Source organism: Enterobacter sp. YSU (assembly GCF_016082135.1).
Lineage (GTDB): Bacteria > Pseudomonadota > Gammaproteobacteria > Enterobacterales > Enterobacteriaceae > Enterobacter > Enterobacter hormaechei_C.
Genome location: NZ_CP059487.1, coordinates 1,930,005 through 1,956,214, shown reverse-complemented (window position 1 = coordinate 1,956,214; position 26,210 = coordinate 1,930,005). Strand labels below are relative to the sequence as shown.

Here is a 26,210-nt window from a genome sequence, read left to right as displayed (position 1 = left end):
GATTAAGAAAAAATCCGATCACCAGTCTGCATAAGGCACCAGCGGTTCCGGTGGTAAGTCCATATCACCCTGCCAGCCCGCGGCAGAATACCGAACGTAGAGCAGCGCATGGCTCGGGGTATAGTCTTTTGCTTCCTGAATATCGACGCCCAGACCGACAAACCAGTTGGACGTCACGCGGCGTTCAACAATCGCCCTTGCGGTATAACCCGTCCCTGACGAGCTACTTCCGGTTTCCATCACACCTTTATCGGTATAACGGCCTGGCTCATTGTCCGGGATCAGCCCCTGTAACGGATAACGCATCACATCTTTTGTTTTTGAATGAGACCAGGAGACGGAGCCGCCCAGCTCCCATGACCAGTTCTCTGTGCGTTTACGCCAGTTCACCGGTAAGGCGAACGACACATACTCCTGGGGACTGTAGTAACCGCCCTGGCCCAGCGAATAGCCACTTAAATCCTTATCGTAATGCCAGAGCATGTTGGACACGCCCACCGTCAGGCGTTCGTTGTTCTGATTGATGAGCTTGTAGTAATAGCCGGTCATCCAGCGGACGCGCCAGTTATCTTCGACATTCTTCCCGGTGAGGCTGTCGGCACTCAGGCTTGACCAGATCCCGTTAGCTTCGCCTTTGTCGTAGCTCATGCTCACGCCGCCACCGGTGGCACGCACGCCGCCCCAGGTGGTGTCGGTATTGGGATCTTTTTGCCCGGCGAAGGCCAGCACCGAGCTGGAAATCGGACGGCGATGGGCGTTCAGGGTGTAGCCAATCGGCCCTAAATCGTTGCTATAGCTCAGGCTGCCCACCACATCGACCACGTCGAAGCCCATCGGCGTTGTACCGATATCCCACGCCCAGGTTTTGTTCTGCCAGCCGACGGCCACGCTGGCGCCGTTGGCCGACTGGTTTGTGCTACCGCGACATGGCGTTTCGGCGCAGGTACCCCATGTCGGATCGTAGGTTCCGTTATCGGTGGCAAAGGAACCGGCGTTCATATTGACCAGATCGCTACGGAAGAACATACGTCCGTCCGACAGCGGCGCATCAACCTGGAGCATGGTGGTGTGCGCTTTCAGGTCGGAATAGCCTCCCGTGCCGCTGGACCCCCAGTAGTCGTGTTGCAGCGTGACGTTCAGATCCTGCTGACGATAAAGATCGCCTGCATCGCTGCGCACGCCGCGCTTCAGCCAGTCATCTTTCTCATCGTTACGCGTGAGCCGCGTAAAGCTGTCGTTATCGGTCGGACGGGTCGTTGTGATGCCCGATGAGACCATCGCATCTTTCCAGGTGTCCAGCGCCTGCTGAGGCTGACCATTTTGTGCCTGGAAACGGGCGGCATCGCGCATCACCAGCGCACTTTCCATCGAAGGCGGCTGCGATTTGGCCTGCGCAAGAATGGCGTTGAAGGTCTTTTCTGCCGCGGCATGATCACCCAGGCCAGCCTGCGCCATGGCAAGCCGGCGCTGCATATTGATGGAGAGCGGTTCGCCGTTCTGTGCCGCGGGCAGTTTCGCCAGCGCCGCGCGCGCCGCGTCCTTGTTGTCCTGGGCAAGATAGACCTCGGTCAGGCCGAGGATCGCGTCTTCGTTCTGCGGTTCGCGTTGCAGGACGGTGTTGTAGGCGGTTTTCGCGGCCTCATGATCGCCACGCTGTTCAGCCCAGTCCGCCAGCGTCAGGTCGATACGGGTGGACGGAGGCTGCTGGCGAAGCAACGTTTCCGCCTCCTGCTCTTTTCCACTGTCGCGCAGGCGGTTGGCGGTTTCCAGCACCTGGTTACTTTGCAGGCGGTCCGCCAGCGCCTGAATGTTGCCGTTCCACTTGTCGCGCGGCAGCGTGTTCAGATGCGCCAGCGCCGCCCGGTCCTGATCGTTACCGGACAGGTACAGCCCGCTGGCGTAAACCTGATCCGGATCGCCCGGTTTCTGGCTTGCCAGCTGACGCATCAGGTTATCCGCCTGGCTGCGTTGACCCGCGCTATACAGATCGCGTGACAGTCGGTAGGTGATCCACACGTCGCCCGGGGAAAGCGCAAGGCGTCGGCGCTGAATTTCTGCGGCCTGCGCATATTTCCCCTCGCTTTCCAGCTGTTCGGCCTGGGCTGACAACTGCTCGTTCGTCAGGCTACGTTCAATATCATCAATGCTGCGGCGCTGACTGGCAGAGAGCGACTGAATAAACTGCGTCGCCTTCTCCGGAGACTGCGCGCGATAAATATTGGCGAGACCGCGCACCGCGTTGCTGTTGCCGCTGTCCATCCGCAACGCCTGGCGGTAATAGCGCTCGGCCGCGTCGTTATCTTTGCGCGCCGCCGCCGCATCACCGAGGCCCAGAACCGCGTAGCTGTCGGTATTGTCGATATTGCGCGCCTGCTGGTAATAGCGTTCGGCCTGGGCCGTATTGTTGGCTTTCAGGGCGTTATCCCCCTGCTGGATCAGCAGCCAGTATCGGTTGACCTTCAGCAGGCTGTCCCATTTGCCCCGATTATCGCTCTGCGGATCGAGGGCGATCGCCTTTTCAAACTGCGCAACCGCACGCGCGCGATCGCCTTTCTGAGAATAGGCCTGCCCCAGCGCGCCTACGGCTTCACTGTCGGCGTGGTTGGCGCTGACTGCTTTTTGCAACTCCGTTACCGCTTTACTGCCCTGCCCGGCGTCCACTGCGGCTAACCCTTCGGCTTTGGAGCGGAACGCCGGATCGGCAAGCTGTTTTTGCTGCGCTTCAAGCTGGGCGCGCGCCGCCGTCACGTTATCGCCATCGCTGAACACGCTCAGGTATTGTTGCAGCGCGGTAACGCTGGCGCTGCTGGCCGGTTGATCTTTGATCTGCTGGTACCACATGTCCGACGCCTGACTGCGGCCATTGTTCGATTTGGCCATCTCCTGTAACACCGCAAACCCTTCATCACGCCGTCCGCTCTGGAACAAAAGCTGTGCCAGCGAGGACTGTAGCGGGACGTTGCCCGGACTGCTGGCGTTTATTTTCTTAAGCTGATTAATGGCCAGGTTGCGGCGGGCTGGCTCTTTCGCCACCACGTTCCAGTACTCCGTCGCGATGTCGCCACTGGGCGGCTTACCGTCAAACAGTTTGTCATACGCGGCAATGGCTTCCTGGGTGTGCCCGGTGGTGGCAAGCAGGCGAGCCTGCTGGAGGGCCTGGCGACCATCCGGCGTGGAGAGCAGCATGGTAGTACGGGAGGACTGATAGGCACTGGAATCGGGCGCCATTCCTTTCAGGCGATCCAGCTCTTTTTGCGCGCCCGCCGTATCGCCCTGTCGTAACAGGTAGCGGAAGCGCGCGGCAATCACGTCCGGGTTGTTGGGGTCGATCAGCTCAAGGCGATAGAGCGACTGGCGCACTAAATCCTCACGCTGGGTGGATTCCCCCAGACGGACCTGTTCCAGCAGCTGTCTCTGCTGCGGGGAGTTGGCGGCCAGGGCCAGGGGCATTAGCGCCAGGCCAAGCGATAAGGTGAGTAGATTCAGTGTGAACGTGCGCATTCCTGGCCCCAGTCCGGTAGTAATTCACCTTGCACGGTGAAACGAAAACGATGCTGATCCCACCCTTGTCCAAAGAGGGTCAGAACGTAGCTGTAATAAGCATTGTTATCGGGAAAACGATCGGCGACGTGCTGGCGTTGCACCGCTTGCGCGTCCCGGTTTTGTAAAAACGGAAGGAGGGAGGCAGAAAACCCTACCGGCCCATCTCCGGTGCGTTTCCCGGTCGCGACGTCCACTTTCTCCGGCGGCAAGCCTTGTTTGATTGTGGTGGTCGCCATGGGCTTGAAACGCGCCAGTAGCCGGGCTTTCTGCGGATCGTTATCGTTCATCATCCCTACCCACAGATAGACGCGAATCGCATCGTAGCTGCCGATCAGGGATGCATCCTGCGACAGCTGCCAGCCGCCCTTTTTCTGGTATTTCACCCAGTTCGGGGAAAATCCTTTAGGCGCGGTCTCCAGCAGCAGACGCAGGTTGGTTTCACGGAGCGTCGTCCACGGCGCGCCAAAACGGGTGAAATAGCTCGCAAGCTGCGGCGGCAGGTAGCTGGGGTTGAAGCGCCAGACGCTCTCTTCGGCAAAACCGACTTTACCCGGCAGCAGCATAGAACCCAGCCCCGGCACCTTCACCACTTCCTCACTGGCAATGCGCGTCAACAGCGCCTTACCCGTGCGCGTGTAATCGGGATTTTTCCACAGCCGCCCGGCTTCCAGCAGCGACCAGGCAATCCAGATATCGGCATCAGACGCGGAGTTAGGGTCGATAACCGCCCAGGTTTCGTCGTCCTTTTTCCCCCACAGCCAGGCCGGGAGATGTTGGGTTAAATCTCCCTCGGCAAGGTTATCGCGCGTCCATGCCAGCAGCAGATCGAACGCCTTGCGATCGTTTGCCGCGAGGGCAAAGAACAGTCCGTAGCTTTGCCCTTCGGAGGTGGTGATTTTGCGCGCGTCACTGGGATCAATGACGCGTCCACTTTCGCTCATATAATCCTGCTTGAACGTCTCCCAGGCAGGCCAGCGACAGGCGGCGTGAAGATTCGCCGCCGCCAGCATCAACGCTGCGACTACACACCCGCGAAAGATTTTCATCACCGCTTACTCATGGTCCGGGTTAAGACGACGACGGCTGATGATTCGCAGCAGACGCCACAGTACCCACGCCAGCAGTACAACGCTGAGCGCAGCCAGCACGGCCAGCAGCACCGGGTGGTTAGACAGGGCGTACCACAGGCGTTCGAACCACGGCAGATGACCGACGTAGTAGACATCCCCCACGCGCAGGCTGTTTACCCCCGACTCACGGATCACCGAGACGGAACCGAACATTGCCGCCCGTTTACCGCTGTCGTTCATGGCCGTGTTGAGTAGCTCATACCCGCGCGGGCTGTCCGCCAGCAGGGCGATAACGCTGCGCTGGTCGTTATACGGCGACTGGAAGCTGACAATCGCGGCCATCGGACCCGTTGAGCTTACGGTCGTCCTGATATTGGCCTGACGATCGCCGCTGTCCGGCATGATGCTCGGGAACTCGGTCTGACGCAGCGGCGTGTTAACCCACGACTGAGCCGCCTGCACCAGCAGATCGACGCGCTTCTCGTCTTTCAGCTTGTCCGGAATGTTGCCGATGACCATGATATCGGCATCTTTGTTCTGGATCTGGCTCCCGTCATCCGTCACCGTCACGTTGATCGCCGGCAAGCCGGTTTGCGCCCCGACGGTGCCCATGGTGTCCAGCAGCGTGGTAACCTGGCCTTCGTTGGCCGCTTTTGGCATCACGACAATCGATTCAGAGAGGTCTGCCATGCGGCTGAACGGGAAGCTGGCGTTAGCAAAGGCACGCAGATCCGGCATCGCAATAAAGTGGTAATACTTCGAGAAGTCGATCGTGGAATCATCACCAATCACCACGTGGTTTTGCACCGGCTGGAAGGTAATACAGTTTTCCACCGATCCACCCGGCATGGGGTTCATATACTGGAAGTTAAACCGCAGCTGGTTCACCGCACCGAGCTTCAGCGCCGGGATCGACACATCGGTTTTGCCATCCAGCAGCCCCTGTAATACAGGCAGACGAAGCATCAACCGGTTTGTCTCCTGGCTGCTGGTCAGGCTGAACGATTGCAGGAACTGGTTGTTGAGGCTGATATCCATGCGCGAGCTGTCTTTGGTCGCCGGCGCGGTGTAACGGTAGTTCAGATTGATATCAATGCCGTTGGTGCGCAGCAGATAGAGATCCGGCGGCAGGTTAAGCGACAGGCTGACAGGAGAAGGTTCAAGCCCGGTTGACTGCAATTGCTCTTCATAGGTTTTCAGTTCGCCAAAGGTGATGGCCCGGTCGGTACGTACCCAGTTCGGCGCATCATAAGGCTTACGTGCCAGCAGCGGTTTCACCTCGTCCACCACAACGCTGTTACCGCGGAACAGGATATTCCCCTGCGCAATGCCTTTCGCCGCCTGCACCAGATCTTTGTCATCACGGCCGAAGATCACCAACAGCTTCACGTACGGATTGTCCGGATGGCTGATCATCTCGATGGTGGGCGCTTTCACCTCCGGATGGTCACGCAGGAAAGCCGGACGTTTGGCGTTGGTGGCAAACACGATCGCGTTTTTGTCCGGCATTTTGTCGTACATGACCGGGAAACTTTGACCACGCCAGCCGGAGCGGGAACCAAACCAGGATGCCACGATAGAGGCCGCCAGCTGTTCGGTCACATCGGGAGAGCCGGCAAAGACCATCGGCAGGTTCAGCGGACGGTTATCACGCGGGTCGAAGAACGGCACCGGGAAGGCGGAGAGATCGTTTTTCAACGCCAGCGGCTGATAGGTCATCTGAAGCGAAGAGTTACGCCCGACATCCAGCCACAGGGTGCTGCTGGCCGGGTTTTCACAGACATCGCGGTAGTGGCCGACAAACTCCAGACGCACGCGGTTAAAGTCGGTGATAAACAGCGGATTAATCGGCACCTGAGCCAGGGTTTTCTTACCCAGTTGCTCTTTGGTGACGGGCAGGACGTCCATCAGCTCGTCATTCAGATAGACCTTAAGCTGGGACTGCACCGGCAACAGCGACGGCGATGGGGTGTATTCCAGGTTGAGCATCGCTTTCGACACAACTTCATCGCTGCGCATACCGAATTCGATACCGCCATTTGGGTTGATGCCGCGCAGAACCATGCTGCCCGGAGGAGGTGCGATCTGGGCAAACGTCAGCTTAACGTCACGCGACGGCGTATTTTCGGCAACCACCGGCGCACTGGCTCCCGGCACGCCAGGCATGACCTGCCCAACCACCGGGTTGTCGGCGGGCAGCGTATTCCCCGTCGTCGGCTGATTCGGGACGACGTTTTCCGTCTGCCCCGGCGCGGCCGTCACAACCGGATCGGTCGCTTGCGCGACGACAGGCACCGTTGGCGCGGGCGTGGCCGCTGCGTTATCAGGCGCTGCGTTAGCCACTGTTGCAGGGAGCGCACTCATCCCCATTGCCACTGCACATAACCAGGAAAGTTTTGTTTTCATCGCGTTATCATCATTGTTGAGCCATAACCGGGTCCGCCTGCTTCGCTTCATCTCGCTCAGGTCGACGCGGAATGAACGACACGACCCAGGAAACCAGTGAAGTAAGTGACCGGAAAATTAATTTCACCGACGACGGGGCAAATTCTGCAAGGTGACGATAGCCACGGAACCCCAGCTTAAGAATATCCAGCAGGCTTTCCAGAGGCTTATCCTCAGGGAAGCTGTCCTGCCAGAGAGCCCACGTATCCGCGCGGGCAAACGTACACTGCACAAAATCAATGTGTTGCTTTTTGGTCAGCGGCATCAGTTGCAGACCCACTTCATTTCCTCTCACACGCACCACCTGCGTCGGGAAGACATACTCCTGCTGGCCGCGCTTAAGCAGTAGGTTGACCTTCTGCCCCTCCAGCACCTTCGCCTGACCGTTGATCTTGATACCCAGACCGCCATCCGAAAAGTCATGAACGGTACAGGAGAAGAGATGTCCATCGTCGCGGGCAATGGCCGCTGGCATGCTGATTTCGACGCGATGCGCGCGGCGAACCTGTTTGCTCTCCACCGATACCGCCACCGCGCCACCGAGGATAATCAGGTTATAAAACACCCACGCCATACTCACGAAGACCGTCAGAATTTCGTTTTCCGGGCCGTAGAAGTAGCGCCAGATCCCAACAATCACGCCCACAATATTCAGCAGCACCAGGAAGATATAGGGCCGGGAGATCACCCAGTCGACATACTCCTCTTCCACCAGCCCGCCCTTCGCGGTGACGTTGAATTTCCCTTTATGCGGGTTAATCAGCGCCACCATGGTTGGCGGCGCGATGTACCAGGCCAGCACCGTTTCGTAAATTTCACTCCAGAAGGAGTGGCGATATTTCCCCTGAATCTTCGAGTTCGTCAGGCTGGCGTGGATCATGTGCGGCAGAACGAACAGGGCAATCATCAGCGCAGGCGCATAGATGATGTAAGCGTGAAGAAGCAGGAACGCCAGCGGCGCAGTGAGGAAGATAAGCCGTGGAATACCGGACAGGAAGTGGAACATGGCGTTGACGTAGCACAGCCGTTGCGCCAGCTTCAGCCCTTTACCCATCAGCGGGTTATCGAGCCTGAAAATTTGCACCATGCCGCGGGCCCAGCGAATACGCTGGCCGATGTGCGCCGACAGGGATTCCGTAGCCAGCCCCGCCGCCTGAGGAATACGCATGTAGGCGGAGGTATAGCCAAGACGGTGCAGACGCAGCGAGGTGTGCGCATCTTCCGTGACCGTCTCGACGGCGATCCCGCCAATTTCATCCAGCGGTTTCCGGCGGATCACCGCACAGGAGCCGCAGAAGAACGTTGCGTCCCACATGTCGTTCCCGTCCTGCACGAGTCCATAGAACAGCGTGCCCTCGTTCGGGGTTTTACGAAAACGGCCGAGGTTACGTTCAAACGGGTCCGGCGAGAAGAAGTGGTGCGGCGTCTGCATCATCGCCAGCTCTTTCTCCTTCAGGAACCAGCCCATGGTCATTTGCAGGAACGAGCGCGTTGGCACGTGGTCGCAGTCGAAAATAGAGACGAACTCCCCTTTGGCATATTTCAGCGCATTGTTGATGTTACCGGCTTTCGCGTGTTCATGCGTGGTACGGGCGATGTACTCTACCCCCACTTCGTCCGCGAACTGGCGGAACTCGGCACGGCCACCGTCATCGAGGATCCAGATTTTGATTTTATCCTTCGGCCAGTCGATACCCAGCGCGGCGTAAATGGTGTTTTTTACCACCGACAGGTCTTCGTTGTAGGTCGGCACGAAGAGGTCCACCGTAGGCCACTGGGTCGTGTCTTTTGGCAGCGGCACCGGCTGTCTATTTAGCGGCCAGATAACCTGGAAGTAACCCAGCACCAGCACGATCCAGGCGTAAGTCTCAGCAAACAGCAGGACTAAGCCGCACACCAGGCTGACCGGATCGTCCCAGTTCAGCGTTGAGGTATATCGCCACCAGATGTAGCGGCAGGAAACGGTCAGCGATAGCACAATCAGCATCAGGGCAGAAAAACGCCCTGGTATGCGCCGCACCAGCAGCGCCACGCCCCACAGCAGGATCAGGAAGGTGAACTGCGCCAGCGGGTTGAAGGGCTGGGTAATACAGACCAGCGCAAGAATCAGCGAGAACACCACAACCACGCCGAGAATAAAACGCCGCAAGCCCGGGTGTAGGTGCCCGAGCTCTTTGTGGTTATCTAAATGACCCGTTTTGTCGCCCACCCGGTCAGGTAGCCGGTCAAGCCACTGGTGGTAGTGTTCACGCAGGTTCTGCACACGATCGAAGCTGCGCCAGCGGGACGTTTTTTTCTCCGCGCCCGTTGAGGTCGTTAGTAGCCAGATGGACTGAATAGCGTAGCGCGCGGGATCCAGCGGACGCGGCTTGTCAGGGGTGATATGCGGATAGAGTTCACCGTGGCGCGCACGAATGCGTTGCCAGCGGGGATGTTCGAGGGGGATGAACATCCACGCCAGAATCATCCACAAACAGCCCAGCGCAGCGCTCAGCGACGAGGCGCCGTGATGACGGTAATGGCGGTAGCGTTCACTTAAGCGCGAACTGACCGGCGGAATGAGCAGCCAGTTAGTCAGGCGGCTCATACTGAACTCCCGGCAGGCTCCGGCCGTTTAGCAAAGTGCAGCAGACACCAGTTGGCCAGCGTCAGGATCTCTTCCGCCGCCAGTGAATCGCTACGGTACTCCCCGAGAGGTTGTTTGGACGCGAGGCACTCCGCCATCGCTTCGTCACGATGGATCACCATCGGCAACAGGCGGCGCTGACTCTGGAGCCAGACCTGGTAGAGATCGTCCTGGATCTGGCTGCCAATGCGCAGATCGTTGATCAGAATATGGGCATTGGCAGGCATCGGCTGCTGATGCAGACGGATATGACAATTCGCATCTACGTTCGCGATGGAGAGCACATGGTCGCACTGCGCCAGCAGCTGGCGGGTCAGCGACGCGGCACCGTGCGGCAGGTCCAGCAGGATCCACTGATAGTGCCCGCTCTCTTTCAGGCTCTGCAATGCGGTGATGAAGCGAGAGAACAGGCGCTGGTACGCGGCTTCATTCCCGCGCTCGGTTTCGGTCAATTGACCAAAGGGAAGCAAATCGAGCTGGGAGGTATAACGCAAACCCGCATCCCGCCAGTCTTTATCGTCCAGAAGCGCGCGTCCCCAGCCGTTTGCATGCGTAAAGTCGACATTGAATGACATGCGCAGCAAATTATCGGAACAGGCATCAATGACCAGTACCGATTCACCTAATACCTGCAATGACCACGCCAGCGCCGCGGTAACGGAAGTTGTACCCACCCCACCACGGACGCCCTGTAATCCTAGTACAGCCATCAATGGCTTCCTTATTGTTGTTGGGCAAACTCAGCTAATAACGGCCAACGTTTAATAGCCGCCGCCAACTGTTCACGCTGGGAAATATCGGTGTAATCTATTTCAGGCAAAGAAAAAGCCTGCGTGAGTGCCAAAAAATCGTTCTGGAATGTGTAACCCAGACTTGAGTCGACTGGGGTTGCGGGTTCGTTATTTTGCATTCTTTTTTCATCCCTTTGAGTAAAATCATAAGATTCAGATGCAGCGAGGCGTCCTGCCATTAAATTTCATTTACATGCTAAATCTGATGTTCTTTAATTTCAATGTTAGGTTTATTTCTACGCTTTCGCTAGTAAACTGAGAGACATAGAAATTCGACGAAAAGAGGGACACCGTGGACTCCATATTTTCTATTGGCATCCAGTCATTATGGGACGAATTGCGCCACATGCCAGTCGGAGGAGTCTGGTGGGTTAATACGGATCGTAATGAAGATGCCATCAGTCTGGTAAACCAGACGATAGCGGCGCAGGGGAAGGATTCCCGCGTGGCCGTCATTACGATGGGCGAAGAGCCGAAGTCAATCATCAGGCTCGACAGTGACCGTGGGCCCCAGACAGTACGATTATTTTCCATGCCTGCGGAGGCTGACAGTCTATACTTCTTACCCCGCGATATTCAGTGTTCTATTGTTCCTGAGCACTATTTACTGATTCTAAAATGCTCTAATGATGGCCTGCAAAATATACCGTCTGAAAAGCTGCTGAAATGGCTGGGAAGAATCAACAGATGGGCAAAAAATCAAAATTGCACCTTATTGGTTGTTAACCCAGGCAGTAATAATGACAAGCTTTTTTCACTTTTAATGAGTGAATACCGTTCTCTCTATGGCCTGGCCAGTATTCGTGTCCAGACCGACAGCCATCTTTACGACGTGGCTTTCTGGTGCAATGAAAAAGGGGTGAGCTCCCGACAACAACTTACACTCAAACAAGTCGGGGATGAGTGGCATCTTGCTCAACAGGAAGAGACGGTAGTTCAGCCACGCAGTGATGAAAAACGTGTTCTGAGCCATATTGCGGTACTGGAAGGTGCGCCTGCACTGTCTGAGCACTGGTCACTGTTCGATACCAATGAAGCCTTATTTGATGAGGCGCGCACCACGCAGGCGGCGACTATTATCTTCTCGTTGATCCAGAATAACCAAATCGAAACGCTGGCAAGGCACATTCACACATTACGTCGCCAGCGCGGCAGCGCGTTAAAAATTGTAGTGCGTGAAAATAATACCAGCCTGCGCGCCACCGATGAGCGCTTATTACTGGGCTGCGGCGCGAATATGGTCATTCCGTGGAATGCTCCCCTGTCGCGCTGTCTGACGCTGATCGAAAGCATCCAGGGCCAGCAGTTTAATCGACATGTTCCGGAAGATATCAGCACCCTGCTTTCAATGACGCAGCCGATGAAACTGCGCGGCTACCAGAAATGGGACACCTTCTGCGATGCGGTGGGCAACATGATGAGCAATACGCTGTTACCGGCAGACGGAAAAGGGGTGATGGTTGCCCTGCGCCCCGTGCCGGGTATTCGCGTTGAGCAGGCGCTCACTCTGTGCCGCCCTAACCGTATCGGGGACATCATGACCATTGGCGATAACCGCCTGGTGCTGTTCCTCTCCTTCTGCCGGGTGAACGATCTGGATACTGCACTTAACCATATCTTCCCGCTTCCTACCGCGGATATCTTCTCGAACCGTATGGTCTGGTTTGAAGATAACCTGATCGCGGCTGAGCTTGTCCAGATGCGTGCCCTGCCACCTGAAAAGTGGGCCAAACCGTTGCCTGTCACAAGCGGCGCCAAACCGGTTCTGAACGCGAAACATGACGGGCATGTCTGGCGACGGGTACCCGAGCCGCTACGCTTACTGGATGAGAACAAGGAGAGCGCGCCATTATGAATATCAGCGATATCATCCAACTGGTTGTTCTGTGCGCGCTGATTTTTTTGCCGCTTGGCTACTATGCACGCCATTCCCTGCGCCGTATTCGCGATACGATCAGATTACTGTTCGTCAAACCTCGCTATATTAAACCCGCCGGAACACTGACTCGCGCTCCGAACGTCAAGGCAAACCGAAAACATGACTAATTCTACCTATACCTCTTCGGCGCCCTCGCCACTCTGGCAATACTGGCGCGGCCTGTCCGGCTGGAATTTCTACTTTCTGGTGAAGTTTGGTCTGCTGTGGGCAGGCTATCTTAATTTCCACCCTCTGCTTAACCTGGTGTTTATGGCATTCCTGCTGATGCCAATCCCGAACCTCAGGCTGCACCGTATACGTCACTGGGTCGCTATCCCCATCGGTTTCGCCCTGTTCTGGCATGATACCTGGCTGCCCGGCCCTGAAAGCATCATGAGCCAGGGCTCCCAGGTCGCAGGTTTCAGTGCGGACTATATGCTCGATCTGGTTGAGCGCTTTATTAACTGGCAGATGATTGGCGCGGTATTTGTCCTGCTGGTCGCCTGGCTGTTCCTGTCTCAGTGGATCCGGGTGACGGTGTTTGTCGTCGCGATTATGATCTGGCTTAACGTCCTGACGCTGACGGGCCCGAGCTTCTCGCTGTGGCCAGCCGGTCAGCCGACGACAACCGTGACCACCACGGGCGGTTCCGCCGCCGCGACCGTTGCGACAGCAGGGGATACGCCTGTGGTTGGGGATATTCCTGCGCAGACTGCACCGCCGACATCCACTAACCTGAACGCGTGGCTCTCCAGTTTTTACGCTGCGGAAGATAAGCGTCAGACGAAATTCCCGGACGCGCTGCCTGCCGATGCTCAGCCGTTTGAGCTGCTGGTCATTAACATCTGTTCTCTGTCCTGGGCTGACGTTGACGCGGCTGGTTTGATGTCGCACCCGCTGTGGTCGCATTTCGATATTCAGTTTAAGGACTTCAACTCGGCCACGTCGTACAGCGGCCCGGCGGCTATCCGCCTGCTGCGCGCCAGCTGCGGACAGCCTTCGCATAAGAACCTCTACCAGCCGGCAGCTAACCAGTGTTATCTGTTTGATAACCTCGCAAAACTGGGCTTTACCCAGCACCTGATGATGGGCCATAACGGTCAGTTCGGTAACTTCCTGAAAGAAGTGCGTGAACAGGGTGGCATGCAGGCCCCGCTGATGGACCAGAAAGGGCTGCCGGTAACGTTGCTGGGCTTTGATGGCTCGCCGGTGTATGACGATACCGCCGTGCTTCAGCGCTGGTTAGATACCGTCGGCAAAGAGGAAGGGACACGTAGTGCGACGTTCTATAACACGCTGCCGCTGCACGACGGGAACCATTATCCCGGCGTGAGTAAAACGGCCGATTATAAGGCCCGTGCTCAGAAGTTCTTTGACGAGCTGAACGCGTTCTTCAACGAGCTGGAAAAATCAGGTCGCAAAGTGATGGTGGTGGTGGTACCAGAACACGGAGGGGCGCTGAAAGGCGACAGGATGCAGGTGTCTGGTCTGCGCGATATCCCAAGCCCGTCCATCACTAACGTTCCGGCCGGGATTAAGTTCTTTGGCATGAAGGCGCCGCATCAGGGAGCGCCCATTGAAATCACCCAGCCAAGCAGCTATCTGGCTATCTCGGAACTGGTTGCTCGCGCTGTAGACGGTAAGCTGTTTGTGGAAGATAGCGTGAACTGGGATCAGCTCACCAGCGGGCTGCCGCAGACGGCGGAGGTATCGGAAAACGCCAATGCGGTGGTGATCCAGTATCAGAATAAGCCTTATGTCCGACTGAATGCCGGGGATTGGGTGCCGTATCCGCAGTGATGACCTGCTACACCCTCTCCCCTGTGGGGAGAGGGTTACTCCGCACTTCGTAACGAAATTTCACCGCCCACCCAGGGCTTAATCACGCCATCCTGTTCAAGAAGCAACGCGCCCTGCGCGTCAATGCCGCGTGATGTGCCGTAAATCTCTTTATCCCCAATCAGCAGCTTCACCGGTCGGTTAATAAAGTTATCCAGTTTTTCCCAGCGAGACAGGAATGGCGCTAACCCCTCTTGTTCAAAGAGCGTCAGCGAACTACGCAACTCATTGATCATGCGGACGGCAAGCGTATTGCGATCGATGGTGATCCCCGCTTCCTGCAAGTTGGTCCAGGCCTGGTTCACGACATCGTTCTGCACGTTTCGCATCACCATGTTCAGTCCCGCCCCAATGACGATCTGTGCGGCATCGCCTGTTTTTCCCGTCAGTTCAACCAGGATCCCCGCCAGCTTTCGATCGTTGAGATACAGATCGTTGGGCCATTTTACCCGCACCTGATCGGCACCCAGATCGTGCAGCACCTCTGCCATCACAATGCCGATGACCAGGCTCAGCCCGATGGCCGCAGCTGGCCCCTGTTCAAGCCGCCAGTACATGGAAAGGTAGAGGTTGGCGCCAAATGGTGAGAACCACTTACGCCCCCGGCGGCCACGTCCTGCCTGTTGGTACTCGGCAACGCAGGCATCACCGGATTTCAGCTCGCTCAGGCGATCCAGCAGATACTGGTTCGTCGAATCAATGACCGGCAATACCGCGACGTTACCGTGCCCAATCTGGCTGCGGATGACCTCCTCATTCAGTAACTGGATCGGTTCCGGCAGGCTGTAGCCTTTTCCTGGCACCGTAAACACATCCACGCCCCAGTCGCGGAGCGTTTGAATATGCTTATTGATCGCAGCACGGCTCATGCCCAGCTGTTCGCCCAGCTGCTCGCCAGAATGAAACTCGCCATCGGCAAGGATACCGATGAGAGTTAACGGGATAGTATTGTCCTTCACGCAATGGTCTCCACGGCATTCACTTCGCCCGTTCGGCCAATAAAGCGAACTTCAGGCTCCAGCCAGACGTTGAATTTTTCGCCCACGCGCTGGCGAACATGATGCGCCAGGTTGACGACATCCTCACTTGTCGCGTTGGACTGGTTGATCAGTACCAGCGCCTGCTGACGATGAACAGCAGCGCCACCAAGAGTCGTACCTTTTAATTCACACTGATCGATAAGCCAGCCTGCGGCCAGCTTCACGCTACCATCCGCCTGAGGATAATGCGGGGCCGTTGGCCAGCCGGCGAGAAACGCTTTTGCATTTTCGCTGCTGATCACCGGGTTTTTGAAGAAACTGCCCGCATTTCCGTTTACTTTCGGGTCCGGGAGCTTGGTCATTCGCATGTGGCATACGGAATCAAATACCTCACGCGGTGTGACGGTAGCCGGGTCGAGACGGGTCAGATCGCCGTAAGTCAGAACGGGTTTCCAGGCTTTCGCCAGGCGCAGGCCAACGGCCACAATGACGAAACGATCCTGATAGTCGTGCTTGAAAATGCTGTCGCGATAGCCAAAGCGGCACTGCTCTGCGGTCAGGCGCTTCGCCGTTCCAGTCGCGAGTTCGATGCAGTCGACATATTCGCAGACGTGTTTCAGTTCGATGCCGTAGGCACCGATATTTTGAATAGGAGATGATCCTGCACAGCCCGGGATCAGAGCCAGGTTTTCCAGCCCTGGCATCCCTTTTTCAAGGGTATATTGCACCAGATGGTGCCAGTTCTCGCCAGCACCCACGTGTAAATGCCAGCTGTCAGCGCTCTCTTTACGCTCAATCCCCATGATGCGATTGACGATTACCGTCCCCGCAAAATCATCGAGAAACAGGACATTACTTCCTTCGCCCAGAATAAGTACGGGTTCACCGTTTTCTGTTGCGTTTTGCCATGCATTCAGCAACTGCTGAGCACTGTCGGCACGTACAATTTGATTAGCATTCCGTTGAATACCAAAGGTATTCCAGGGCTTAAGGGAGTGATTCATAGACGCTATCCTGATGCAAAAACCGGGATAGTTTACCGTATATATGGGGGGATAGGTGATTTGTTTATGGAAAGGAAGCAGGTGCAGAAACGCAAAAAGGCCATCCTTCCGGATGGCCTCTTCACTTGTTTGATGCCTGGCAGTTCCCTACTCTCACATGGGGAGACCCCACACTACCATCGGCGCTACGGCGTTTCACTTCTGAGTTCGGCATGGGGTCAGGTGGGACCACCGCGCTAAAGCCGCCAGGCAAATTCTGTTAATCTGTATCAGGCTGAAAATTTCGTCTCTTCGCCGAAACACCTTCGGCGTTGTAAGGTTAAGCCTCACGGTTCATTAGTATCGGTTAGCTCATGATGTCCCTCTGGGATGCGCTCCGGATGAATATGATGATCTCATATCAGGAACTTGTTCGCACCTTCCCTAGACTTAACGATGTTAAAATTTTGGTTGTATTAAAATCCTCCTGCGAAAGTGAAATCATCCATGTATTATCTTTATGATAGTCGGTGATATAAATAAAATGAGATGTAAAAGGCGTTGAGTGATTGAACTCTCCTAAGTTCCATCCATACTGTCTCACTGTATTTGAGCTAAGTTCTTTGTCGGTAATGTTCATAATTCATACCTTTCGATAAAGTCTGTAATGATAATTAGCTATCTCAAAGGCCCAGAACAACTCTTGAAATAACCTCACTCGAAGAATTTATCATATTGAACACCCCTACCTAATAACCTTGCCGACTTAATAAATCACAATAGCCCTCCCCTGTCATTTTAAAACGCTACTTGAATTTTTGATAGCTTATAGTTGTTTTACGTTCTTTGTGATACTCATATGTCATCTTCTCTTTCCAGTACCAATCTTGTAAATCCTGCAAGTCTAGCCCATTTTTCTCACGTATGCTTTCGTGTAATTCGCTAAGCGCGAGTTTATCATTAGGTTTATAAATGGCTAATTTTTCTTCAAATAAATCCAGCCAACGTTTCCCCATCTTTCGACGCAAAACAAACACCATCGTGATAATTGTACTGAAATGCACAGCAATTAGTTCCAACTTATGCGATTGCTGACCAGATAAAATTACTATTGTAACAACAGGGATGGCCGTATATAAAGCAATCAAAGCGACCATAAGTTGATATGGTTTTTCCCGTATTACCATGTCCATGGGTAAACCAGAGGACGCTACTGCTTGCCAAAATCTTAAATACCTTCCGATGGACTTAAACCTTTTCCCGTTTTTATGCATAAACCTGTTTTTATTTACTATCATGTTAGACCTCTATTTTTCTGTAATTCTAGAAGAATGTTACCTTAACCCTTAACAGGGATAACACCGCATGTATTATCTCCATAATCAAAGCGCAGGGCCGGTAATAAAAAGTACCATACCATCGATGTGTAGTTCGTTCAGTGCATCCCTGTCCGTGGATAGCTTTCTAATGTTGTCAGGAGTTGCATCAATCGGGTATAAATCTTGCGTCAGTTTGACGAGATTCTTCTCAGTGCAGGTAAGACCGCCTTCAGCGAGAGTGCGCAGGTAATCACTAAACACGACTTCTTTTTCATCAGAGGTAAGTCGCTCGAAGTACCCCATATGTTCGGACGTGAAATTCTCATCTGCAATACTTCTCACTACTGAGATGATATCCGACCTTATGACCAACTCCCGCACCGCAGCATAAAAAATCCTGCCGTAATGTCCTGACACGTTTTCCTTTGCGAGCCACCAGCGCTCATCCGTGGTAACGGGTACTGTGGTCGGGGATGCCAGTAGCAGAACGGGGCTTAAACCGGATCGCGATAACCCTTCAGCAAAAGCTTCTTCAGGAAGACTGCTAACAGGCTTGCCTTGATAACGTGCTTCTACCATCTATGCTTCTCCTTTCTGATGTAGGCATGACTGCCTTCTATTTAAGCAATCAGTAAACCGGATTGAGCTGAGCAACGTTATCCTTCTCCCATCATTGCTTGCCACTTTTACCATAAGCGCCAAACAATTAGCCCCATTATTCCGGTTGTAAACTGAACCTTAACACTAACCAGTATGAATCGGTCATCTGGGGCAAAGTGTCCACCGGGTTGAAGTAGCCAGGTTGTTAGCGGCGGATGGAAAGCCAGTACGAATCCGTAAACTATAAAAGCCAAGCTCAGTAAAAGAAGGAGCATGCGCCCAATACGTTTGAGTTGATAAGATAAACTCGCGCTAGTTTTTCGTGGGGGTACGATATGGTCTTTCAACACTGTCTCCTTGCCAGCAAATGCCGAAGCGCTGGCATAAAGATTAAACAATTTTTATGCCAGTTACTCCGGCGAGATGGGTGATAATCCTCGTTGCCATCATAAAGCCTTATCTCTTTCAAATTTGAGCGATAAGGGGTCTTTGAGCCTGTAATGGCTTTTTGTTTGATGTTTTGATGGCACCTGCCCCCGCGTTTTACCATGACCGAAGTACATAGCGGCTCACACCTTCTGCTGGCTGTTGCCACTCGCTATTCTCCGTTGACGGTCTGAGGCGCGTCGAGCCCCGGGAGATGTTTTTCATCGCCTGCTCAAGAGTGTCCATCCTGTAGGTTTTGATGTTCACCCCTTCTTCAGAAATAGGCCCCAGCAGTTCCGTAACCTCACGCTCACCCTGATAAATATCGACCCACTGTGTAATATTCACCTTATCACCATTCGCATCAATGCCACGTCGGTTAAAGTGGTCAATTTCAAACTCACACACGGTTACCGGTACCAGCCCCTCCGGGCGCGGATACCCGAGTATTTCATCAAAACCAGGTTCCCCTTCATCAGTGACCAGATCAGGCGTCAAATAGAGTTTTCCGTTACGGGAAAAATGCGCAACATGGCAGGACCACTGGTCATTTAACATCGTTGGCATGCTTGTGAACATTCCTGAATACCACCGTCTGGCATTATCAACTGATTTGGTGACGAGGATTTCATCTGGTACTTCCCCGTTGTCCATGGTGTAAAAACTGAGAGACAGAGCGGTATTTCTGCGTGAAAGTAGCTTTTCTTTATTGACCTCTTTATTTTCAAATTTGGACAGGTATTCCTCAAGGAACAGCGCCTGCAACTCGGGTGTCGGCGCTTTCTGATAAAACCAGTCGGCCAGGTCTTTAGTGCCAATATAGATGAGGCTGGCTTTACCTTTTTCGCTCTTGACCGCAACAGGAGCCATTAGGCTTACTTGCTGTACGTACTCACTGGTTTCATTGATACTTTCATAGGCCTCAATCCACTGGCCAAGCAGATTGGTGTAAATCACCGGATCGTTCAGCTTTAAAAACTGCTTAAGAGCCTGAGCGCCACGGGAGCATGTATCAAAATAACGCTGCTTCTCTTCGAAGCTTTTGAAAGCAGTCTTTTTGCCCGACCATGTGGCCACCAGCTGTTCATCTTCGAACAGGGTGTTTTCAGCTGGTAAGAAGTGTTTCATTTTCGCAAAACGTTGATGAGTGACGTTTAAGACATTTCGGGATGTAGCAAGTACCATTCGATGAACCCAGGCATGCCCTTCCATCCGGTTGTCGCATTCAAAATTTGCTGGTGCGGCATATGCAACAAGTTTCCCTGAAGCATTTACCGATAACCTGACCAGCTCATAGCCTTTGCTGCTAATAAAATTACGAACCCCGGGAAGATGTTTGAGCCCCACATCAGCGAGCATATAGAGCTGGTTCAGGAGCTCTTTGGAGCCCTTCTCTGTACTCATGGCAGCTTCCAGCGTCGCCCCCCTGTTATCAGCTCGCCAGGCTACAATGCATCGATCTATCAACTCTGATCTCAGATTAGGCTGGCCAATATTTCCATCGGCCAGAGCCTGGCTCAGCATCTGCCGGTAAGGTTCTTCTGCCTCACGCTCGGCACGAATATAATTTAAAGCCATCTTGAAGAAGCGAATGTAAAACAGGTGATTAGACCTGAATTTACGTCTGTGAATGTACCATTCGAGCTCCTCCGCTTTAATGGTATCCATGCACAGGAAACCCAGTTCAGCATCATTCCTGCTGGACTCCTTAAATAAAGACAAATTCACCTTACAATTGAAATCTCGATCCGTTGAGTATCTGTTTACTGTTGCGTTGACACAGATATCGTCTCCCTGACGGAATGCAATAACCGGCTCATAGTTTTTATGGGTTCTCCCAAGCCATTTATAGCCAGAGTAGCTGTTGTCTTCCTGAACTGCTCCTGGTGCTGTCACTGGGTTCATCAACGAATCCCAGTTGCACATTACCCGGGATCCGGACTGAAGGCATGAGTTTGCCTGTTCAAGATAACTTTGCAGAGACGGCCGTGTCTCAGCCATACCCAAAAGGCCAGAACCGTCTTTGTCGTGCAGAAATTGGAAGTACCGTTCCTGGAACTCAAGGCTCAGAAAACTGTAAGGGGTATTGGTATCATAGAAATCACCAAATAGTTTGAGCCGGTGATCGAGGCCGCAGATAAGGATCAGGAAACGACGGTAGTGAAGTGCCATAAGATCATGCTGCTTCAGTCGGTCGGTATAACTGACGTCCTCAAACTTTATGGTGCTGCCATCAATCCCCTGGAAATGTGCTTCCTGTTCGCTGGCGGAAGGGAATAGCTGCGAAGCCCCAAGATGGCTTTCTACCGAAGAGTAAACCTGATGAATATTTTGACCGTCCCGGACCAGAAGGAATACAACCCGGTTCCTGTCATTGCGGACATGATTTTCCCAGGGATCGCGGTAATCGATATAACGTCGTGTTGTGGCCATACATACGATGGAACGTTCGGACGGAAAAATCTGCTCCACCAGCCCGGGGCTGGTTCGTAAAGTTTCATGAAATTTTTCCATATCAGAGAAGTCGAACCAGCTATCGAGATCGCACCATACGGCCAGCTCTTCATCCACCATCAGCTTTGCCTGAACGACCTGGAGCGGGAGGTGTGATGGAGCGGATTCACCCTTCACGATATTCACTACCTCAACGTCTTTGCCGGTATACAGTTCCAGACTGCCAACGCCATCGTGGATTTTCTTCACATATTCCATGGCTTCTTCTGTAGTGGCCAGACTTGCCGCTGCAACTTCCTCGAAATAGGGCAGCATTCTTTTGCTGGCATTAGCGATTGCCTGCGTTCGTTGTGTGATGATTTTGCTGATGGCTGTGCTGATCTGCCCTTCTTTTAAGGCCGCTTCTCTGATTTGTTCAATGCGGGTATCTGAAATACCAGAGGACAGAGCATTTTGAACTGATCCAATCGCCAGTGAGGTTACCGCCTGCTGCTCTTGTGGGGGCACTAACGCAACGCTAAGGCCCGTCACAGGGTTTTCACGGTCATCTGTACCTAATTGCTCAATCGCAAGGTCACGGAGCCCCTGAGCATCGCTCACGAGGGCTGTAAGCGATGCCTGTAGGCTATTCACTTCTTCCTGAGCTTGTCTGAGTTCAGCATCCCGGATTACCTTATGGTCGGGTTCAAATACAAAACTGGACAGAAAATCCTTAACCAGGAAGCGATGCTCTCGCATTTCTTTGCCACGTTCCCTACGGTTGCCGCTGCTGTCTTCAGTGACAATAGCTACAGTCTGACCGTAAACGCGGGGATGGGCGCGTAGAATCACTGTGTGCAGCTTATCTTCAACGTAACGCAAAGACGTAATGAGCAGCGTATCCCCTGCCACAATACCCTCTTCAGGGATGCTGTCAGTGGACGTCCAGTACTGACCCGCCAGCAAAGAATGAAATCGCTCTAAACGGTCAATGTTATTTTTGCTGACCAGGTCACCCATATACCTTTCCTTCCAGATTCGTATGTTAGGTGAATCATACCAGATTGCACTTACCGTCTAATAACTCAAAAAACACCAACTTCGGCATTCACTAGAAATGAATCCGTCCACTATTATTCATTAATTAAATAGATTCTTAGATATGAATAGCGCATTGCTTTTAAAGCAGGTTTCGCAAAGGGTTAAAAAAGGCTTCTTAAGTGAAGCCTTTAATAATAAATGCTACTTATCTTCAGAGGGATACATTTCCCAGTATTTATTACGTACATTAACAAGGCAATGGTCTGCTGTTTCTGAAGCGCCTTTGTCGCGGTTTACAAAGGCTTCTGCAACTTCATCCAACTTATCCGGTACCGTATTTAATGGTAATGCCTGCTTCAGGTTGGTGGTTACCAGTTCCTTTGCTTTATCATGATTAAGTTCAGTTCGGATGCTTGCATCTTTACAAATATCATCAACCTTACCATCAAGAATAATGTTTGGGATAGGTTCGTTTTCAACTTTATGTGTAGTATTAGCAGAGGAGCCAAAAGCGACTGACATCATCGCACACAGCAGAATATTTTTTAATTTCATAGTTCACTCCATTATGACTATTGATATCTACTTATGAAGTATTAGTTATATCATGTTTGCCGTCAAAACATAGAACCCACTGTTTTGACTTTAAACATATCATGCTACAACGTTTTTTTGCACGTGACTTTAGTAGGCATGATTTATGAGGTTTCAGCAGGACGTCAGATTGTTGTCGATCCAGTATTGATGCAAGCCTACCGTCCATTTCTTCGATAAGGCCGAAAGTAAAAGCGCTAAACCACAGCAGTTACCAGGAGTAAAAATTCGTATGGGATCTGGAGAACCGACTTTAACACTCATAATGAACTCCAGAATGTTGCCATGGCATAGACTATTTCTAAGCCTGACGATATCTGCTTCAGGTTTTTTACCAGCGTCTATCTTTGCCAACATATTCTTCTCGGCTGGAAATGACAGTAATTCTATCGGCATCCCTTCCTGCTTAGCCTTTCGCATTAAAGCGTTACTCATTACTGACGTACCATCTAAGTCCACCAGTACAGGAACTGACTGCTGAACGTTAACAGTTGATTTCAACTTCAGCGTAACCCTGAGTGATGTTTCGATCCCATTCAGAAAGCTCGTACAGGCCGGTAACCATAGACCATGATGCAGCGCCTCGGTTGCTTGTTTAAAAAACCAGTCAATCACGGGGACAGTGCAATGCTCATAATAGTGATTTACCTCGCTGAACCTTGCCATATAAGCATCGTACTCAGCCTGGTCTTCAGGAGATAAAAAATTTGGTGGGAGGAGCATCAGAATCCTTTCATCCTAGCTTGTATACCTTCTTCGTAGGCCAGCTCGCCATTATCGGTAAAAGATGGTTTTTGATGTTTATGATAAAGCTTAATTTTTCGTCAGGCTTGATAGCGTTACCGGAGAGATTTGATCTTTTCTCTTCAACTCGCAATACTGTTTATACATACAGTACAAGAATTCGAGTGTAGCTATGTCTGTTATCCTTGAGCACATTAGCAACAAGCCTTACGAAATGGCACCTTTTTTCAGTGATTTACTAAGCTGTGGAGTGATGAGTCCGTGCGCCGGGCATGAAGATAATGAATTAAATTTGCATGAATATGTAGTCCGCAACCGCCCCTCAACCTTCTTTGTCAGGGCGGCGGGCCTCAGTATGATCAATGCCGGTATCAATGATGGAGCAATACTGGTTGTGGATCGGTCTTTAACAGCACGACACGGCTCTATCGTCGTTGCGCTGGTGGATGGAGAGTTTACGGTAAAGATCTTACACACGTATCCTGAGCTGCTTTTGATGCCTTCTAATCCAGCCTATAAGCCGATACGTGTAAATCCTGAATCCCTTGAGATATGGGGCGTCGTCACCTTTGCACTGAATCAGTTCAGCCATGTACATGCACGTTGATATTAACGGAGCCTATGCGGCATTTGAGTGTGCGATGGATCCCAAGCTGTCAAAAAAGCCGCTCATCATAGCCAGCAATAACGATTCGTCCGTCATTGCAATGAATAAACTGGCTAAAAGCGTTGGTATTAAGCGTGGGACCCCAATTTTTAAGTGCAGGGATTTGATTCAGCAACACCGGATCGAAGTCCGGAGCTCTAACTTTACTTTGTATGAAGACTACTCAAATCGCTTCCATGAAACGCTGGAAAGCTTCGCGCCTCAATCGAGTCGATATAGCATAGATGAAAATTTCATGTTATTGAAAAACATGAACAAGATAATAGATTATGAAGATTACGGCCGGTTGATCAGAAGTACACTTCTTCATAATCTGTCCCTTACCTGTGGTGTGGGTTGTTCAAGCACCAAAACCCTCGCTAAATTATGCACCTATGCGAGCAAACGATGGGCAGCTACAGGCGGGGTTGTAGTTTTGACTGATCAGGCCAGGATCAGGAAGCTCCTGAGCCTGATCAGTACCAGAGAAATATGGGGTATTGGTCGAAAGATTAGTGAACGCCTGTCGGCTTTCGGGATCATCACTGCCGGTGATTTTTATAATAGCGACGTTCGCTTTTTACGTAAAAGCTTTGGCGTTGAAATCGAGCGTACCTGGCGGGAACTGCATGGCGAACCATGTTTCCGGCTGCACGAGTCTCCTCCTGTCAGGCAACAGATTATCGTTTCCAGAAGTTTTGGTCAGCGCCTTAATGAGATAGGCAAGCTACATGAGGCAGTTTCATTTTTTACCGCCCGGGCGGCAGAGCAGCTGCGCAAGGATGGCTCGTGGACCCGTCAAATCACAGTCTTCATTCAGAGTAGCAATTATGCGCAAGGTGAAAACCGCTACAGCAATTGTGGTATCGAGCCGCTTACCGCTACACAGAACACCCGCGATCTGGTTGATGCAGCCATGACCATCCTGAACCGCATTTACAGACCCGGGATAGCGTATGCGAAAGCAGGGGTAATGCTCTCCGCTATGACTGACGGCACAGAGCAACTCAGCCTGTTTGATACTCGCCCGGCCAGGCCTGGCAGTCAGGCACTGATGAAAGTTATGGACCGGTTCAATAAAGAAAAGCGCGGAGCTCTGTTTTTACTGGGGGAAGGCATTCAACAGGATTTTCGTATGAAGCAGGCCATGCTATCACCGAGATATACGACCCGCTGGGATGAATTACTCGTTGTAAAAGCGTAGCGGCCATGACCGGCATGGCCGTACTCATCAAATGTGAAAGTAACTTTAGGCCCCGCGAGCTTTTTCGATTGCGCCCTGCAAAGTTGCTGCGTCCATAGCCCCGGGGATAAATGTGGTAGTCGCCGCATTCGGCTTTTTCATATTCATAATGATGAAACCGGGTGTGCCGGTGATCCCGAGCGCTTCGCCCAGCTGCATATTGCCGGAGATCACGTTTTCATACCGGTTTTTTTCCCTGTCAGAAAACGTGCTGTTAAACCCTGACTTTTCCACCACAGTATTAAAGTCAGTGAGTTCGAATTTGCGTTGAGAGGTCATGAAGGTATGAGCCACAGCCATCAGGTTGTTGTGGTACTTACGATAGGCTTCAGCACCGAAATTCTGATAGACGTGCAGACCCGTAGCGGCCCCCATGGCAGATACAGGTTTTGAACCGGCAAAAATCGGGAATTCTTTAAAGAAGAATTTTACATCTTTGCTCTGATTCATTACCGATTCAACAACAGGTGTAACCCGCATGCAGTAAATACACTGATAGTCGAAGAACTCGATTACCGCGACGTCGGCGTCATCAGGGCCGATGTTTGGCGTCTCCTTGGTATCCAGCAGAGCTGGCGCATATGGAATTATTCGTTCCACTGAGGCACTCACGTTCTGATTTTCCAGCGCCTTACCTGCTTCCACTAAATAATGGGGATTTTTTACCAGGTAAGTAGCGGCAATTTTGCCAATTTCTTCCTCACTGAGCACCTTCGGTTTAAAATAAGTTGCCGTGATTAACGCCGAGGCAGCGGTAGCAATAACCGCAGAAATTAAAATCGTGGCCATCGGTTTTAAATAAAATTCTTTAGACATAGCTACCTTTATGCTTTTCAGCCTGTTAGTTATTAACCTGCGATGGATTATACTGGCCCGGTAAATCGGAATTATTCGTGAAACAATGCTTTTTGGAGATTAAAGGATGATTAGGCAGGGCTTTATACTCACAACCGCAATGCTTTTGAGTGG

At 52.6% G+C, this 26,210-nt stretch carries 19 protein-coding genes and 1 rRNA gene; 5 read left to right on the top strand and 15 right to left on the bottom strand.

Going from position 1 to position 26,210, the window contains the following annotated elements:
* Nucleotides 1-18 precede the first annotated feature (18 nt).
* The 6 genes from bcsC to bcsR are packed head-to-tail and all read right to left on the bottom strand — an operon-like array spanning nucleotide 19 to nucleotide 10,594.
* Nucleotides 19-3,501, bottom strand: coding sequence for a cellulose synthase complex outer membrane protein BcsC (gene bcsC / locus H2Z33_RS09405; protein ID WP_063135052.1), 3,483 nt, complete (start codon nucleotides 3,499-3,501; stop codon nucleotides 19-21).
* On the bottom strand, nucleotides 3,483-4,589 hold the full coding sequence (bcsZ, locus tag H2Z33_RS09400) for a cellulose synthase complex periplasmic endoglucanase BcsZ (protein WP_017384189.1): 1,107 nt from the start codon (nucleotides 4,587-4,589) through the stop codon (nucleotides 3,483-3,485). Before bcsZ ends, bcsC begins: the two co-directional genes overlap by 19 nt.
* Before the next feature lie 6 nt (nucleotides 4,590-4,595).
* Nucleotides 4,596-7,019: a cellulose biosynthesis cyclic di-GMP-binding regulatory protein BcsB gene (gene bcsB, locus H2Z33_RS09395; protein WP_074133788.1), complete on the bottom strand. Its 2,424-nt coding sequence runs from the start codon at nucleotides 7,017-7,019 to the stop codon at nucleotides 4,596-4,598.
* A gap of 10 nt (nucleotides 7,020-7,029) precedes the next feature.
* On the bottom strand, nucleotides 7,030-9,645 hold the full coding sequence (gene bcsA, locus H2Z33_RS09390) for a UDP-forming cellulose synthase catalytic subunit (RefSeq protein ID WP_047740908.1): 2,616 nt from the start codon (nucleotides 9,643-9,645) through the stop codon (nucleotides 7,030-7,032).
* On the bottom strand, nucleotides 9,642-10,394 hold the full coding sequence (bcsQ, locus tag H2Z33_RS09385; RefSeq protein WP_003861177.1) for a cellulose biosynthesis protein BcsQ: 753 nt from the start codon (nucleotides 10,392-10,394) through the stop codon (nucleotides 9,642-9,644). Before bcsQ ends, bcsA begins: the two co-directional genes overlap by 4 nt.
* An 11-nt stretch (nucleotides 10,395-10,405) precedes the next feature.
* Nucleotides 10,406-10,594 carry a cellulose biosynthesis protein BcsR gene (gene bcsR, locus H2Z33_RS09380; RefSeq protein ID WP_003861175.1) on the bottom strand — a complete coding sequence of 63 codons (189 nt, stop codon included), beginning with the start codon at nucleotides 10,592-10,594 and terminating at the stop codon, nucleotides 10,406-10,408.
* Between the two features lie 173 nt (nucleotides 10,595-10,767).
* Between bcsR and bcsE the strand changes: the two genes are divergently transcribed.
* The 3 genes from bcsE to bcsG are packed head-to-tail and all read left to right on the top strand — an operon-like array spanning nucleotide 10,768 to nucleotide 14,193.
* Entirely contained in the window at nucleotides 10,768-12,330 is a 1,563-nt protein-coding gene (gene bcsE / locus H2Z33_RS09375) for a cellulose biosynthesis c-di-GMP-binding protein BcsE (protein ID WP_032669013.1), read from the top strand.
* Nucleotides 12,327-12,521: a cellulose biosynthesis protein BcsF gene (bcsF, locus tag H2Z33_RS09370; protein WP_017384193.1), complete on the top strand. Its 195-nt coding sequence runs from the start codon at nucleotides 12,327-12,329 to the stop codon at nucleotides 12,519-12,521. Before bcsE ends, bcsF begins: the two co-directional genes overlap by 4 nt.
* Nucleotides 12,514-14,193: a cellulose biosynthesis protein BcsG gene (gene bcsG / locus H2Z33_RS09365; RefSeq protein WP_032672219.1), complete on the top strand. Its 1,680-nt coding sequence runs from the start codon at nucleotides 12,514-12,516 to the stop codon at nucleotides 14,191-14,193. The genes bcsF and bcsG overlap by 8 nt, the downstream gene beginning before the upstream one ends.
* A gap of 35 nt (nucleotides 14,194-14,228) precedes the next feature.
* On the opposite strand, the gene birA is transcribed toward bcsG, so the two are convergent.
* From birA to H2Z33_RS09325, 8 genes are all read right to left on the bottom strand, one after another.
* Nucleotides 14,229-15,191 carry a bifunctional biotin--[acetyl-CoA-carboxylase] ligase/biotin operon repressor BirA gene (gene birA / locus H2Z33_RS09360; RefSeq protein ID WP_017384195.1) on the bottom strand — a complete coding sequence of 321 codons (963 nt, stop codon included), beginning with the start codon at nucleotides 15,189-15,191 and terminating at the stop codon, nucleotides 14,229-14,231.
* A complete protein-coding gene (murB, locus tag H2Z33_RS09355; RefSeq protein WP_032672220.1) occupies nucleotides 15,188-16,216 on the bottom strand; it encodes a UDP-N-acetylmuramate dehydrogenase in 1,029 nt (342 codons plus the stop codon). The genes birA and murB overlap by 4 nt, the downstream gene beginning before the upstream one ends.
* Nucleotides 16,217-16,350: 134 nt before the next feature.
* Nucleotides 16,351-16,466: ribosomal RNA gene (gene rrf / locus H2Z33_RS09350) — 5S ribosomal RNA — on the bottom strand.
* Between the two features lie 535 nt (nucleotides 16,467-17,001).
* Nucleotides 17,002-17,493, bottom strand: coding sequence for a hypothetical protein (locus tag H2Z33_RS09345; RefSeq protein WP_000636790.1), 492 nt, complete (start codon nucleotides 17,491-17,493; stop codon nucleotides 17,002-17,004).
* An 84-nt stretch (nucleotides 17,494-17,577) separates the two neighbouring features.
* Complete coding sequence (locus H2Z33_RS09340; RefSeq protein ID WP_000228894.1) at nucleotides 17,578-18,093, bottom strand: hypothetical protein; 516 nt, start codon at nucleotides 18,091-18,093, stop codon at nucleotides 17,578-17,580.
* Between the two features lie 564 nt (nucleotides 18,094-18,657).
* Nucleotides 18,658-21,993 (bottom strand): hypothetical protein, encoded by a 3,336-nt coding sequence (locus H2Z33_RS09335; RefSeq protein ID WP_000502666.1) that lies wholly within the window; start codon nucleotides 21,991-21,993, stop codon nucleotides 18,658-18,660.
* Between the two features lie 222 nt (nucleotides 21,994-22,215).
* Nucleotides 22,216-22,569: a hypothetical protein gene (locus H2Z33_RS09330; protein ID WP_000769182.1), complete on the bottom strand. Its 354-nt coding sequence runs from the start codon at nucleotides 22,567-22,569 to the stop codon at nucleotides 22,216-22,218.
* 153 nt (nucleotides 22,570-22,722) lie between these two features.
* Nucleotides 22,723-23,331 (bottom strand): hypothetical protein, encoded by a 609-nt coding sequence (locus H2Z33_RS09325; RefSeq protein ID WP_000926374.1) that lies wholly within the window; start codon nucleotides 23,329-23,331, stop codon nucleotides 22,723-22,725.
* Between the two features lie 193 nt (nucleotides 23,332-23,524).
* Between H2Z33_RS09325 and umuD the strand changes: the two genes are divergently transcribed.
* Both umuD and umuC read left to right on the top strand, forming a co-directional pair.
* Nucleotides 23,525-23,959, top strand: a complete 435-nt coding sequence (gene umuD, locus H2Z33_RS09320) for a translesion error-prone DNA polymerase V autoproteolytic subunit (protein ID WP_000111290.1) — start codon at nucleotides 23,525-23,527, stop codon at nucleotides 23,957-23,959.
* The gene (umuC, locus tag H2Z33_RS09315) at nucleotides 23,949-25,202 is read left to right on the top strand and encodes a translesion error-prone DNA polymerase V subunit UmuC (protein WP_232350972.1); all 1,254 of its coding nucleotides are present in this window, start codon (nucleotides 23,949-23,951) and stop codon (nucleotides 25,200-25,202) included. The genes umuD and umuC overlap by 11 nt, the downstream gene beginning before the upstream one ends.
* A gap of 45 nt (nucleotides 25,203-25,247) precedes the next feature.
* On the opposite strand, the gene H2Z33_RS09310 is transcribed toward umuC, so the two are convergent.
* Entirely contained in the window at nucleotides 25,248-26,057 is an 810-nt protein-coding gene (locus H2Z33_RS09310; RefSeq protein ID WP_000031378.1) for a DsbA family protein, read from the bottom strand.
* Nucleotides 26,058-26,210: the final 153 nt, after the last annotated feature.

Bases quoted from the DNA above. Each gene is read 5' to 3' on its own strand.
- bcsC (WP_063135052.1), bottom strand. From the start codon at position 3,501: ATGCGCACGTTCACACTGAATCTACTCACCTTATCGCTTGGCCTGGCG.
- bcsZ (WP_017384189.1), bottom strand. From the start codon at position 4,589: ATGAAAATCTTTCGCGGGTGTGTAGTCGCAGCGTTGATGCTGGCGGCG.
- bcsB (WP_074133788.1), bottom strand. From the start codon at position 7,019: ATGAAAACAAAACTTTCCTGGTTATGTGCAGTGGCAATGGGGATGAGT.
- bcsA (WP_047740908.1), bottom strand. From the start codon at position 9,645: ATGAGCCGCCTGACTAACTGGCTGCTCATTCCGCCGGTCAGTTCGCGC.
- bcsQ (WP_003861177.1), bottom strand. From the start codon at position 10,394: ATGGCTGTACTAGGATTACAGGGCGTCCGTGGTGGGGTGGGTACAACT.
- bcsR (WP_003861175.1), bottom strand. From the start codon at position 10,594: ATGCAAAATAACGAACCCGCAACCCCAGTCGACTCAAGTCTGGGTTAC.
- bcsF (WP_017384193.1), top strand. From the start codon at position 12,327: ATGAATATCAGCGATATCATCCAACTGGTTGTTCTGTGCGCGCTGATT.
- bcsG (WP_032672219.1), top strand. From the start codon at position 12,514: ATGACTAATTCTACCTATACCTCTTCGGCGCCCTCGCCACTCTGGCAA.
- murB (WP_032672220.1), bottom strand. From the start codon at position 16,216: ATGAATCACTCCCTTAAGCCCTGGAATACCTTTGGTATTCAACGGAAT.
- H2Z33_RS09345 (WP_000636790.1), bottom strand. From the start codon at position 17,493: ATGATAGTAAATAAAAACAGGTTTATGCATAAAAACGGGAAAAGGTTT.
- H2Z33_RS09340 (WP_000228894.1), bottom strand. From the start codon at position 18,093: ATGGTAGAAGCACGTTATCAAGGCAAGCCTGTTAGCAGTCTTCCTGAA.
- H2Z33_RS09335 (WP_000502666.1), bottom strand. From the start codon at position 21,993: ATGGGTGACCTGGTCAGCAAAAATAACATTGACCGTTTAGAGCGATTT.
- H2Z33_RS09330 (WP_000769182.1), bottom strand. From the start codon at position 22,569: ATGAAATTAAAAAATATTCTGCTGTGTGCGATGATGTCAGTCGCTTTT.
- H2Z33_RS09325 (WP_000926374.1), bottom strand. From the start codon at position 23,331: ATGCTCCTCCCACCAAATTTTTTATCTCCTGAAGACCAGGCTGAGTAC.
- umuD (WP_000111290.1), top strand. From the start codon at position 23,525: ATGTCTGTTATCCTTGAGCACATTAGCAACAAGCCTTACGAAATGGCA.
- umuC (WP_232350972.1), top strand. From the start codon at position 23,949: ATGCACGTTGATATTAACGGAGCCTATGCGGCATTTGAGTGTGCGATG.
- H2Z33_RS09310 (WP_000031378.1), bottom strand. From the start codon at position 26,057: ATGTCTAAAGAATTTTATTTAAAACCGATGGCCACGATTTTAATTTCT.